This is a genomic window from Echinicola pacifica DSM 19836 (genome assembly GCF_000373245.1).
GTDB lineage: Bacteria > Bacteroidota > Bacteroidia > Cytophagales > Cyclobacteriaceae > Echinicola > Echinicola pacifica.
In genome coordinates this window covers 1,043,755-1,057,079 of record NZ_KB890739.1, presented here as the reverse complement: position 1 = coordinate 1,057,079, position 13,325 = coordinate 1,043,755, and the positions used below count along the sequence as shown (strand labels likewise).

The 13,325-nt window shown below is 47.7% G+C and carries 9 protein-coding genes; all 9 read right to left on the bottom strand.

Features of this window, described 5'->3' with window-relative positions:
• The coding region (locus B050_RS0108710) for an aldo/keto reductase (protein WP_018473529.1) at positions 1-574 on the bottom strand (574 nt) is incomplete at its 3' end.
• Positions 575-841: 267 nt separating this feature from the next.
• Positions 842-2,542 carry a sulfatase family protein gene (locus tag B050_RS0108705; RefSeq protein WP_018473528.1) on the bottom strand — a complete coding sequence of 567 codons (1,701 nt, stop codon included), beginning with the start codon at positions 2,540-2,542 and terminating at the stop codon, positions 842-844.
• A complete protein-coding gene (locus tag B050_RS0108700; protein ID WP_044201999.1) occupies positions 2,532-4,043 on the bottom strand; it encodes a sulfatase-like hydrolase/transferase in 1,512 nt (503 codons plus the stop codon). Before B050_RS0108700 ends, B050_RS0108705 begins: the two co-directional genes overlap by 11 nt.
• Positions 4,044-4,049: 6 nt before the next feature.
• The gene (locus B050_RS0108695; protein ID WP_018473526.1) at positions 4,050-5,369 is read right to left on the bottom strand and encodes a Gfo/Idh/MocA family protein; all 1,320 of its coding nucleotides are present in this window, start codon (positions 5,367-5,369) and stop codon (positions 4,050-4,052) included.
• Positions 5,370-5,613: 244 nt separating this feature from the next.
• A complete protein-coding gene (locus B050_RS0108690) occupies positions 5,614-7,500 on the bottom strand; it encodes a sulfatase family protein (protein ID WP_229802435.1) in 1,887 nt (628 codons plus the stop codon).
• A gap of 39 nt (positions 7,501-7,539) precedes the next feature.
• Positions 7,540-9,348: a DUF5060 domain-containing protein gene (locus tag B050_RS0108685; protein ID WP_018473524.1), complete on the bottom strand. Its 1,809-nt coding sequence runs from the start codon at positions 9,346-9,348 to the stop codon at positions 7,540-7,542.
• Between the two features lie 129 nt (positions 9,349-9,477).
• Positions 9,478-9,876 carry an L-rhamnose mutarotase gene (locus B050_RS22180; protein ID WP_018473523.1) on the bottom strand — a complete coding sequence of 133 codons (399 nt, stop codon included), beginning with the start codon at positions 9,874-9,876 and terminating at the stop codon, positions 9,478-9,480.
• A gap of 243 nt (positions 9,877-10,119) precedes the next feature.
• Positions 10,120-11,655 carry an alpha-L-fucosidase gene (locus B050_RS0108675; RefSeq protein ID WP_018473522.1) on the bottom strand — a complete coding sequence of 512 codons (1,536 nt, stop codon included), beginning with the start codon at positions 11,653-11,655 and terminating at the stop codon, positions 10,120-10,122.
• A gap of 116 nt (positions 11,656-11,771) precedes the next feature.
• On the bottom strand, positions 11,772-13,322 hold the full coding sequence (locus B050_RS0108665; protein WP_044202133.1) for a carbohydrate binding domain-containing protein: 1,551 nt from the start codon (positions 13,320-13,322) through the stop codon (positions 11,772-11,774).
• Positions 13,323-13,325: the final 3 nt, after the last annotated feature.

The window sequence follows — 13,325 nt, the reverse complement described above, 5'->3', positions numbered from 1 at the left end:
AGTCTTTGGCGCCTACGCCGATACCTTTTACCAATCCCTGTTTCTTCAGGTCTTCCAAGGCCCGGTAGGCCTCCAAAATATCTTCAAAAAGCGCTTTCTCTTCTTCCTCTGTCTTCGCTTGCGCCAGGTACTCATCGGGATCATGCACCGAGGCCAGCTGAGTAGAATAGCCTTGCAGCAGCTCATTCCCCTCCTCAAAGCACTCCAAGATACCATTATAGCTGATCTTCTGCACGGCATCATGCTTCAGGTCTCTCCATACGCCTTTCTCAAACTGCGGCTCATCACCCAGCAGGGGACTTCTCACCCAGCCCAGCTTATTGCTGACCACCACCTGGTCTTTTGGCACGCCCAGTGCATTCAGCGCTGCGCCCAATGACTCCAAGGCCAGGCCAGCACCGTACTTCCCTGCCGAATCAAAAAAAGTCTGCGGCTGCGTATAACGAATGCTCTCCGCCACGATCTCTTGCTTTACCGAAGGATCCAGCGCCGTAAACAAATTGCCCAGGGCACTCGTGCCAAATACTATCGATGGAACTTCTATTCCGGTACTTCCTATAGCTCGTAAAGTCATTTTCCTTTATTGTTTTTTTGCGAGAAAAAGAAAAACCATTGCCTCAGAAAGTGCAATGGTTTTTATACTAATAAACCCCTAATTAAAATAACTGAAAGTAAAAAGAGCTTGCGCCTTATGATGAAGTATCATCACTATACTTTGATATGCTATTTTAACCAATTCAAATATCGTCATTTCCTATTATCTGACAGTAACATATGTTTTTAAGAGCGATACATTTGTGCATAATACCCCTGAATACCCCATTTGGTCATAGTTCTGGAACTAATCATTCCAATGTTGCTCAATTATTTTCTGGATATGCGGATAGTTTTCGTCGGTTTCATTTAGTTCTTCGCGCTTGAGGATAAGCTGCTCTTTGAGTTCGGCTATTTTGCCCGCGTAAGCTGGATCCCCATACCGATTATCCATCTCCTGAGGATCTTCATTCAGGTCATAAAACTCCCATGCCACCGGCGTATGTCGGGTATAGTCGTTGCCCCAGCTTTCCTTATTCCAGTCGGCATTGGGATCATCGGTATCCACCCAGTATCGGCCATAGTAGAAGATCAGCTTATAATCCTTGGTTCTCAGTCCAAAGTGCGCAGGGTTACCATGGCGATGGGCCAGGTGCATCCAATAGCGGTAGTAGGTGGATTTTTGCCAATCTTCCGGCTCCACATTGGTTTCCAGAATGCTGGTAAAATTATGGCCTTGCATGTACTCAGGGACCTTCCCTCCTGCGAGGGAGATCAATGTAGGAGCAAAATCGGTATTATTGATAATCGCATCTGTGCGCGTCCCTGCCTCGATCTTCTCCGGGTAGCGGATGAAGAACGGCATCCTCATAGACTCGTCATACATCCATCGCTTATCGATATAATCATGCTCTCCCAGCATAAATCCCTGATCACTGGTATAGACGATGATGGTATTCTCCAGCATGCCATTTTCCTTGAGGTAGGCCAGGAATCTTTTCACATTATCATCCACACCTTTCACACATCGGAGGTACTTCTTGAGGTAACTCTGATAGACCTCGGAGGTATAGGCTTTTTCGGCCTCATCCATTTCCCACTTTACCAGCTCACTGTCTTGAATATCCTCAGCATTGCGGTATTTTTTATAATTCTCATCCTGCCAGATATTCATCGACTGATGTCTGATGAGGTTTCTATGGGATACTGACGAGCCTATTATGCGGGTAAGGGTATCATTATTGCCACGTGTGGCCACTGAGCCATTATTGCCATTGTCATAGAGGCTGGCAGGCTCAGGGATGAAGGTATCCTCCAGATAAGATTCATATCTCGGGGCGTTCTCGAAGTCATCATGAGGCGCCTTATAGTGAAACATCAGGAAATAAGGTTCATCGTCTTTTTTGGTATGCTGAAACCAGTCCAACACCTGATCGGTGATCACATCGGAGCTATGTCCCTCGTATTGCTCCGTATTATTAGGCCAGGGCTGATCGCCTCTCACCCTAAATACGGGATCAAAATAGGTTCCTTGCTTATCCAACACCTTATAATAATCGAAGGCAGATGGCTCCTGACCTAAGTGCCACTTCCCGATTATTGCGGTTTGGTAGCCCAGTTTTTTCAATTCCTGCGGCAGATACTGACGTTCACCAGGCAGCTCACCCTCCAGATCGATCACCCCATTGGCTTGCGCATGCTGACCCGTCAGGATGGCAGCCCGGCTAGGCACACATATGGCATTATTCACAAAACAATTGTCAAATATCATCCCCGATCGCGCCAAGCTATCCAAGGTGGGCGTAGGATTCAGGTCCGCCAGCCGGCTGCCATATACCCCAAAAGCCTGGGAAGTATGGTCATCGGCCATGATATAGATGATATTTGGGCGCTTAGGAGCGGAGTCCTCAGGGGCCTTTGAGCAGGCTACAAGGCCCATCCCCAGCAGCATCACCATCGCCCAGTTCCGGAAGGTCCCCCTTCTGGAGTCTTGTTGTTTATAGTTCATAATCCATTGGAATTAAGGTCAATTGGTCTCCTAAGCGAGCTTGCTCTTCCTGCAAGGCAGTAAATAGTTCTTTCACTTTGCCTTTATATTCCGGCCTGTCGGCCAAATTGGTAAGTTCGTTAGGGTCATTTTCCAGGTCATACAATAATACCTGCTTGGCATCTGGATATACCATTAGTTTGAAGGCATCTTGTTTTATCATTCGCTGGTAAGAAACATAGGCTCCGTACACGCGATCCATTACTTTCTCTTGTTTGCCTTTGGCAAGATCAAGAATACTATGAAAATAGAGGTACTCCGGCCGCTCCACCCCTGCGATCTCCAGACTCGTGGCCATGGCATCCTGCAGGTAGATATTCTTGTCCATCCGCTGTCCTTCAGGTATCCCGGGGCCAGCGATGATAAAGGGGGCCGCCAGGCTATGCTCATACATATTTTGCTTACCGAGGAGTCCATGTTTTCCCATGGCCAGGCCATGATCAGCGGTGAAGATGATATAGGTATTCTCCCGCTCTCCTATCGCTTCGAGCTTGTTGAGGATCTCTCCTATCTGCGCATCCATATGACTGAGCAGGGCATAATATTCCTGCAAGTGGGTCCTGATCGCATACTCCGTTCTCGGAAATGGCGCCAAGGCCTCATCTCGCAAAGCAGGCCCATTGCCGATCGCATCCTTATAGGGATAGACTGGCATAAAGCTCTCTGGCAAGTTGATCTCATCCACCTCATAGAGGTCTATATACTTCCCGGGCGACTGTCGCGGATCATGCACCGCATTGAATGCCAAATACATAAAGAAGGGCTTATCGATCTGCGAGGCATGGTCCAGGAAGCCTATAGCATCCTCTCTCAGCACCTCACTCCAGTGGGTACCGCCTTCCCAAAACCCTCCCATCGTGGTGTCCGTCGGAGACCAGGAGTGGTCCTCCGGGCTCAGCGGTCGATTATATCCTACCGGCATCAGGGATGAATAATCCGTCTGGCCAGCCTTGGCCAGGGAGTCAAACTTCTGTACCATATGGCCATGCTGCCACTTATCCCCAGGCATCCCACCTCTAATATGAGCGGTGTGATTAAATATCTTGTCGGGATGGATATCCACATGCCATTTACCGGTCATATAGGTCTCATACCCTGCTTTTTCCATTAATTTGGGCCAGGTTTTATCTATATCCTCGCCCTTTTTCCAGTTCTCTTTGAAGGCCTGGGTTTCCCATACTGACCTGCCGGAGATCATCATGGCCCTGGACGCCGCACATACTGCTCCCGTCCATGAGCCCATATTATAGGCTTTCTGAAAAGAGGTGCCCTCCGCCATAAGCTGATTGAGGTGTGGGGTGTGAAGGCTGTTGGGCTCCAGATTACCGAGTGCGGTAAAAGTGAGGTCATCCGCAAAAACAAAAAGGATATTAGGTTTCTTTTGGGAATGCTGTTCTTTTTGATTGGCGCAGGCGGAGGTCATCATCACCCCCGCCGCCAATATACATAGTGTACGTATCATTCTGAATTAGAATTTTCTGTATTCATAGCCCATCATTCCGACGGCTTCTTTATCACCCTTGAACGTTTGTTTTTTAGGATTCCAGTCCAATGGACGATCAAGGCGGTAAGCGATATTAGCAATATTACAGATGGTGGCTGATCGATGGCCGATTTCCACATCGCAGATTGGCTTCTCTCTGCTGGCGATACAGTCGATCCAGTTTTGGTGATGCCCGCCATTGGTTTTATACAGATGCACATCGCTGGACTTGAGGGTGATGTCCTTGAGGCTCTCCGGGCTCGGCTCAAAATACTGTCGGCTAATATCCATTTTGCCTTCCGTACCGATAAAGCGCACGCCATAACCTCTGCCAAAATCCTCATGAATCATCTCCACTCCATTGGCATAGACCATCTTGAGGCCAGTCTGAGGATTATCCACTCCTGTGGGAGGAATATACTGCACCGGACCGCTATTATCCATTCCTAGGGCCCACTGCACGATATCAAACATATGCGCTCCCCAGTCACAGAGTATGCCTCCGCCAGTTTCGTCAAAGAGTCTCCAGTCAGGCCAGAATTTCACATCATTGGCGGATGGTGCCAGACGGTGATTATAGTTTAATAAAGGCGCTGGACCACACCAGTCGTTCCAATCTACCTCCGAAGGCATGCTTTCCTGCGGCAAGTCATACGGCCGGGAAGGAGCTCCCACCTGAACCAACACTTGCTTGATCTCACCTAAATAGCCGTTTCGTACCAGCTCGCAGGCTTTGCGGAAGCTATCCCATGAGCGCTGCATGCTGCCCGTCTGGAATACCGTTTTGTTTTTTCTGGCTACCTCCACCATTTCCTTACCTTCATTGATCTTTAGGCTCAGCGGCTTCTCGCAATACACGTCTTTTCCTGCGTTCATCGCATCAATGGCGTTCATCGCATGCCAGTGATCAGGGGTCGCTATTACCACCCCATCAATATCCTTATTCGCTAACAATTCCTTATAATCTGCATAAGTCTTAAAGGAATTGGCTGAAACCTCCTTGTTTGCTTTGGCATAAGACTGGGAAGCATGCTGCTTAAACCAATCCATTTTGGTGGTCCATACGTCAGATCCAGCAATGATCTGGGTGCCATCCAAATTGGCAAAGGCATTGATCAATCCATTGCTTTGCTTACCCAATCCTATAAATCCTAGGTTCACCTTATCACTTGGCGCTATATAACCCGCTCCCAATACATGTCTTGGAACGATGGCGATCCCGCCTAAGGCTAATAGGGAGGATTTTAAAAAATCTCTACGCTTGTTTTGATTAATCTGGTTTTTTTCTGTGTTGGCTTTTTTCATCCTATTAGGTTATTTTTATGTTAATGACTTCATGCAAATTAACTTTTTATGGCCATAAGGAGTACTACATATGTTTACAAGTATGAAACATATCTTTTCCTAAACCATGATATCCGGCAGTATAGCCTGCCAAAGCACTAGACTCCACCTCTACTCGATGGGCACCTATCGCCCAACAAAGCCAGAAGATCATATTTTATTCGCAGCTACTTCTTTCTTGCCTTATCCGGCTTGAGGCAGCAGTTTATTTCGAATTGATATAGCTGATCCTATCCGCCACATCCGAGACGGAAAGTACCTGCTGGACCATATTATCCAGGTCGATAGGGCAGTCCATGACATAGCCGCCATCCAGGAGCTGGACGAGCATGTTCAGGATCAATAAAGCTTCTGTGGGATCACTGGTGGCATAGAGTTCAGACTGGAAATTTTCCGCCGGATTCCTACCACTGGCAATCGCCAGAAACTGCGCTGCCCTCAGCCTATTGACCCGCTCAGGGTCTCTGATCATGCTGCGCTGTATCCGTGGGGCGATATCCACCGCCTCTTTTCCAAAGCTCGTCGCCACCACCAAGGCCCAGTAACGCCGCCAAGGATCCTTATCTTCTAAGGCTTTGGAAATTTGCTGCCTGACCTCCCCAAAATCCTCCAACATCAGATTGGCGGTATTCAGATAGGAAGCGATCTCCTTCTGATGCGCCTGCCCAAAGGCCACCGGCGCCGTAAAAGCCTCCTGTATCAAATAAAACTCAGGATATAGTGATAAGTCCGGCATCGACAGCATCCAGTCATTCAGCATGCCCCGCAGGGCCTTTAGCTCCTTCTGATAGGCAGGGTCTTCGGCTAAATTATGCGTCTCAAAGGGATCCTGCTCCACATCATAAAGCATCTCTGCTCCTTTGGGCGCAAAAAACTGCGCTTGAATATCCGTCAGCTCCCCATTCGTAAACATGGTCAACCACTCCTGATAAGCCAGCTGCTTATACCGGTATTGATTATAAAGCCCATCAAAATTGAAGGGCATAAAATTCCGAATATACTTATACTTCCCCTTGCGCAGCGAGCGCACCAGGTCGTATTTCTCATCAAACCGATCAGCATAGCCAAAGCTATGGTCCTCTTCATACGCTTTCCCAGTATTCAAAAAGGGCCTTCCGTCCATCTGCCCGGGGATGGAAACTCCAGCGAGCTGCAGGACCGTGGGCGCAAAATCTACGAAACTCACAAATTCTGCGGTCCGCTGACCTGGGTTCCAGGAACTCATGCTTTGGTATTTTTTGGGGATATGCACCACCAAAGGCACATGCAGACCAGTCTCGAAAAGGTATCCCTTGGATCCCGGAAGTACCCCTCCATGGTCTCCAAAGTAAAACACGATAGAATTCTCCAACAATCCCTCCGCTTCCAATTCGTCCAATAATTCGCCGATCTGCCTATCCATCTCCTGAATTCTGTCCAGGTAATAAGCACGTGTATAGCGGAATAAGGGCGTTTGGGGATGGTTTGGCTGCAGCTCGCCCGCCGGGGGCAGGGAGTTTAGGGAAGTCGCCTCCATTTTGGCCTGATCGAAGTGCAGCTGCCCCTCGTGGGATACCCCAAAATTATGAACGTAGAAGAAAGGCTGGCCTTTTTCACGGTTTTTATAGCTCGCCTTGCCAGAAGACTCATCCCATACCTTATCGCTTTTGTTCAGGTTATAGTCCTCCTTGGAATTGTTGGCGGTATAATATCCGGCCTCACGCAGGTAAGCAGGAAACATCTCTAGGCCTTCAGGCATGGGCACGGTGTGTATTTTGCGGTGATACTGCGCCCCGATCCGTGGAGCATAGGCACCTGTAATAAGGGTGGACCGGGCCACACTGCATACTGGAGCATTAGAAAAGGCGTGGTCAAATACCACCCCTTGAGCGGCCAGTCGTTCGATATTTGGCGTAGCCACCCCATTCTCATCGAAGAGCCTGAGGTAATGCTTCGAATTATCCTCAGAGGTAATCCAGATAATATTAGGACGATCAGCTGTATTTTTTTGCTGCGCAAAAAGCGTATAACTAAAGGTCTCGATCAGAAGTACCATCACTACCATTAGGCTAAGGCGGGCGTACTTCTGATTAGGGGTAAAGGGATTTTGCATGAAAATCATGGTTTTTAATCTATTCAATGGGACAGTAGCTTAAGGGTTTACTTTCTGCAGCCATACCAGCCAGTCCTGATCCGCCTCTTTTGGAGCGGCCTCGAGCTGAGTCATAGTACCACCTTGGAGGGTCTTTTGGGAAGTGGTGTGCAGGTTTTCTTTTTTCCGTGGATTATACCAGTGCACAGTGTAGGCGCCAGGATAGTCTGTCAGGTCTATTTTGGCGGTTTGGCTATTCTTCAGGTAGAGGATCAGTTCTTTTTGGCCTCCGGCCAAAACATACCCTGGCGAATCATGGAGGAGGGCATCCTTATTATCCATTTTCCATAGTGCTATAGAATTTTCGGTGAAGAAGTCGAGGCATATTTTCCCCTGGTCCCAGAACAAGTCCCGGGATCTAAAGTCCTCGCAGGTAAGGTCTGAATGGGCATGTTTATAGCCAAAATACCATTCCGTACCCCAGGCACCGGCCATCATCGCTCCCCAGAGACCGTTTTGGCGGGCATGATCATGCGCAGGATCTTCGGCATCCGGCAAGAGCGAATGCTGCGCATCTCCCGGCTCATCGCAGGCCACCGCCCACTGCTTCCCAGCCTCCTTCGAGTCTTCCAGGATCCTCAGCACATTGCGGTGTACATTACCGAAATCTTCTCTATTGGTCTGCAAAGAGGCTCCGGTGAAGGCATTCTGGCCATATAAAGGATCAAACCAAGCGCCGTTATGAATGACAATATGATGGTCGTATGGATCGACACTTTGTACATAATCCGCCAACATCAACCAGTCTCTAGGCTCCAGAGGAAAGGTCCGTGGATTGGGCACCCAGTCTCCCTGCTCCTCACATAAGTTCCAGTTGAGAGCCAGATGATGCCCAAAACGAGCAATCAGCTCTCTATAATATAATTTCGTAAACATGCCTATACCGCCATTGTCCAGCAAACCTTGGTTTTCTACTTCCAAGGTCTTGAAATGCAAAAACATCCCCAGCTTATCGGCATGGTCAAACAGAATCTCCCACTGGTCCAATTTGGAGCAATCAAAGCGATCCCAAGTGTCATAATCTATATATGGAAATACATTCTGATCATCGCCAGCGACATTCATCGTAAGAAATGAAAAGGCATTGGCACCTTTGGAATGCAGGTAGTTCACTGCCCCAATAAGCGCTTTTCCCTTAGCGCCTTTCCATACAGGATCTCCCTCCTTCCAGTCCTTGAGGTGCTCGGGATAAGTCTTGACAAGCTCATCCTTATGGCCATCACTGGCAAAATCACCATCAAAATCTGCATAAGCCAGTAAATTTTCGGGGGCATCAGAACCAAATTTCAGAAAATACTCTCCATTTCCCTGAAACTGAAGGTACCGCTTGCCCACATAATCCAAGCGGCCTTTTGCGCGGAAATCCCGGCCGGTCTTATCCGTCGGCTGCACTATTAGCTGACCCTGGGCATTATGAATCGCCGAAAAGGACTCTAGCTTCGTTGTATCTCTTACCGCTGCCCATTTCCCCTTAAAAAAGCTAGCTTTATAGGTCCATTCCCCCTCCTTGTCGGGAGCAAAATTTACCCGCCAAACCTTCCCGCCTGTAGCTCCACTATTGGCAGCATCGCCATCAGCAGCAAAAAAACCAGGAACTAGGTAGTTCTTACCACTGGCCTGATGGGTAAATAGAACATCAAATTTATAATTTAGAAAAGGGTTGGTCTCATCCATCTCGTCCACCTCGGGACCTTCAAAGTCCAGGGTAATACGGTGCCAGGTCTTCAGCTCTCCAGATAAAGTCTGAGCATTGGAAACTAGTACCAAGGCCGAAAATAGCACGGTAAGAAAAATAGAAAGTGATTTCATAGGTTTTGGGTTATTGGATTAGGTGGTTTTATGATCGGTAAAATTACAATAGGGCTAATGATCAACTCATCCTTTCGACAGCAAGACTCCATTGACAGGATGCTTTAGAAATCTATGTTCTGGCTTATTTCACTGGGTAGATGCAGGCTTTATCTGACCCTCAGCTGCTGGATAGGTAGCGGTCTGATCCATCTCATAAATCCGCTCCATCAGCTGCCATTTTTCCTCAGCGCTAGAGGCTGTGTCAGTCTGCTGGAAGCGAGATACAAACTGCTCCCACTCCTGCTGCCGGGGGAGTGTAGCCAGTTTTTTCATGGCCTTATCATGGTCAAAATCCAGCTGGGTATCCATGATCATAAATAGGCTATTTTGGTGAATGTAAATCTCCATATCCAGAATACCGACTTCCTTCATCCCTGCGGTCACCTCTGGCCAGGCTTTGCCCATGGCATGGACCTCTTTATAAGATTCTATAAGCTTTTCATCACGCTTCAGCGTAAGGGTTTTGCAATATCTCTTGAATTTCATTGATTAATATTAATATAAATCCTAAGTAAAATCGATTAAAACAGGTAATAAATACCGAGCAAAACGGATATTTATTCAGCCTGCGTCCTATCTCAGTCCAAATACCCTACTTTCATCTCTTCACGGCCCTGGTACTTTGGCACCCTTTGGTAGCATATCAAACCAGCAGGAAGCAGAAAAAAGTAGAGAGAAATTCCCCCTACTTTTTCACATTAAACCCTGTATATTTTAACCTAATATCCATTAATTAACGGAGACCTTAAACACAAATGCATAATCACCGGGCTTAGTATCCGGGAGTTTTATTTGTAAGGCCTCATCACTTTGATTCCAATCCAACTTTCCTTCGAATCCTAAAAGTGACACTTCTTTGATTTGCTTATCCATATATCCTGAGGCAGTTCCCAGTGCGCTTATTTCGGCCATTCCACCTTCTGGCCAGTCCATAGCGATGGCGTAGATGGTGCCATCTTTCTGGGTAAACCTAAAGTCTTTGCCGGTTAGATCCTTGTTTTTGCCTTCAGTATGATGTCCTGTGGCCACTTCTGTAGGTCCCTCGCCGAAGGTCTTCCAATAAGTGCTGCCGTAAATGGCTTCACCATTTTGATCGAGCCACTTCCCGATGGCCAATAATACCTCTCGCTGATCCTCAGGGATGGTTCCATCGGCTTTTGGTCCTACATTCAATAGTAGGCAACCGTTTTTGCTGACGATATCTATGAGGTCATCCACCAAGGTATTGGGGGTTTTGGAAATCCAGTTGGACACATATCCCCAGGAGTTGGCGCCGATGGAGGTATCGGTCTGCCAAGGGTATTCCTGGATATCAGACATTTTACCTCTTTCGAGATCAAGTACGTTGGTGCCGGGAGGGTAAGACTCGAAATTGTGGAAGTTCTTATTTTGAAGCACCACTTCCTTATCCCATTCCAGGCCTTTATTATAGTAATAAGCGGCCAGCTTAGGGTGATAAGGGGTATATTCTTCTCTATCTAATACAAAATCAAACCAAAGCACATCCGGCTCATACTTATCGATTATCTCCTTGGTTCTATTCCACCAAAGCTCCAAAAACTCCTTATCAGCTGGCTCATAAGGTTCATGAGCTCTTCCGTAGAAGTCACTAAATTCAGGATTTGCAGCATCACCGGTTTTATTGAAATAGTCCCAGTTGAAAGCAAAGTGGGAGGAAGCGCCGACTTTCATGCCTTGCTTTTTGCCCTCCGCCACGAGTTTGCCGAGTATGTCCTGCTTAGGACCCATCTCCACAGCATCCCACTTGGTATAGCTAGACTCGTACATCGCAAAACCGTCGTGGTGCTCTGCCACAGGCACGATATACTTAGCACCGGCTTTTTTGAACAGGTCTATCCATTCCTTGGCATCAAAATTCTCCGCCTTGAACATAGGGATAAAGTCCTTATAGCCAAACTCATCCAATGGACCCCAGTTTTTCACATGGTAGTCATAGATATTGGAGGCTTTTTCACTTTCCACTTTTCCGAGGGGTGACCATACCACTGAGTCCATATACATCAGTCGTGGGTACCATTCGGAGCCATAGGCGGGTACAGCATAGGGTCCCCAGTGGATAAATATCCCCAATTTGGCATCTTTAAACCATTCAGGAACCTCATAGGTCCTCAGGGATTCCCAGTTTTCTTCAAACTTCGGTTGTTCTTCCACCTGTTGCTCCTTGCCATTGGTGGCACAGCCACAAATCCCCAAGGTAAAGGCTGCAGCCAAAACCGGGAGGACAAAACTTGCACGTTTTTTCATACTCTATAACTTAATTTAATCTCTATGTTCTATTTGGCCAGCATGGCCTGCCTGGGGCTGGAAAGGATCATTTCCCTCCTCTCCAGCCCCGCACAGGCTTTATTGGCTGCTTAGCCTTAAGGCCTTACTTCTTTCTCCATGACCCAGAAGTCATCGAAGTAGATGGTTCCATTTTGTGGCAATTGGAGCATAAACCTTCTATTCAGATCATCGGCATTCGCCTCATATTCTGTGGTCACCTCCACCCATTCGCCACGGGTTTTGTTGTCTATAGATTCCCAAAACTGCGTCCAGTTCGGCAGTAGCCATAAGCTGACGCTTGGGGTGGTGGTTCCTTCCACTACATATACCTTATATTTGAAGAGGTAAGTCTTACCATCTTCCAGGCTAAACGGTGCATTGATGCTGTGGATCTTCCCTGCTGCCTGGTCGGCAGTTTTGGATACCTTAAGGCTGAAATTGCCTGTGGCGGCCTGTTCAGTGCTGAACTCTACCGTGGCACCATTATCCCACATCGCTTCCCAGCCATCACCACCATCTTCGAAGCCATAGGTCACAGAATTTAGAATATTGGCGGTATGCATTTTCACTGGGATATCCATGAAGGCTCCCGGAGACCGCTCATCGAGGGATAGCAATTCTCCACCGGCAAAGCTGACCGTAATCACATCAGGACGATAAATCTCCTGGGTCAATTTTAAGTCCAATTTGGTAGGGTTACTCGCTGCAGGCACCACAGAGGCTACATCAAAAGCCTGACCATTTACCATCACGGTAAACAGCTCAGTGCCACCAGAAAACGGCTCAAACTCGCCATTGAAGGACATTCGGATCGTTTGATCTTCCAGTTCCACGATATCTCCCGTAAGCTCAAATGGCTGACTGGAAGGAATCACCTTGATAGGGTTAGGGATGGTATCCCTGTCTGATCCCGGAGGGATCGTCTCCCCTGTCCTAGAAGAGGTTAGGAATGCCTGATATACCCCTAGTTTATTGAAAGGGATCATGGCCACCGAGTCCGGGCTATTGGCCACATAGAGCTTGGTGCTTAGATTCCTGATCTGCCAGTTTCTGGTGTTTGGTCTGCCCTGCTCGGACATATCCACAAATTCCACCTGCGTTCCGGCCTCCACATAGAGCGTATCCGGCCCTCTGTCGATCACTTCGCTATTATATTTCATTATGCCTAGGGCTTTGATCTTGTCATATACATCCACCATAAAGGAGGTGTCCATCACCCAATACTCACCGTCCCACTTGGCGCTTACTGTATCCAGTCCTCTGAAAGCCACTGAATCCCTAAATTTATTCACCAAACGCACGTACTGAATACCAGGCTCCTGGAAGAGGACATGGATAGTCTTATCTCCCGATAGGGTGTCGCCCTCATTGATAATAAACTCCGTTAGGATGGTATCCGACTTACTGATCGGGCCTTTGAGAAAATAATTTCCGCTCTGGATGGTCCAGCTATGCTCCACCGCTCCCTGGGATAGATCCGAAAAACTCTCAAACTCCCCTACACTAGTCACATAGCTAGGTTCTCTCAGAAAACTGGTGTACCAGCCAAGGTCGCTAAACTCTGAGGGGGCAGTATAATCCTCCTCCACGCAGGAGTACATCCCCGCGAGCATTACTATAAATATATATAAATATTGTCGTCTCATGAT

Coding starts and splice junctions, on each gene's coding strand:
- B050_RS0108705 (WP_018473528.1), bottom strand. CDS start 2,542: ATGAACTATAAACAACAAGACTCCAGAAGGGGGACCTTCCGGAACTGG.
- B050_RS0108700 (WP_044201999.1), bottom strand. CDS start 4,043: ATGATACGTACACTATGTATATTGGCGGCGGGGGTGATGATGACCTCC.
- B050_RS0108690 (WP_229802435.1), bottom strand. CDS start 7,500: ATGCAAAATCCCTTTACCCCTAATCAGAAGTACGCCCGCCTTAGCCTA.
- B050_RS0108675 (WP_018473522.1), bottom strand. CDS start 11,655: ATGAAAAAACGTGCAAGTTTTGTCCTCCCGGTTTTGGCTGCAGCCTTT.
- B050_RS0108685 (WP_018473524.1), bottom strand. CDS start 9,348: ATGAAATCACTTTCTATTTTTCTTACCGTGCTATTTTCGGCCTTGGTA.
- B050_RS0108665 (WP_044202133.1), bottom strand. CDS start 13,322: ATGAGACGACAATATTTATATATATTTATAGTAATGCTCGCGGGGATG.
- B050_RS0108695 (WP_018473526.1), bottom strand. CDS start 5,369: ATGAAAAAAGCCAACACAGAAAAAAACCAGATTAATCAAAACAAGCGT.
- B050_RS22180 (WP_018473523.1), bottom strand. CDS start 9,876: ATGAAATTCAAGAGATATTGCAAAACCCTTACGCTGAAGCGTGATGAA.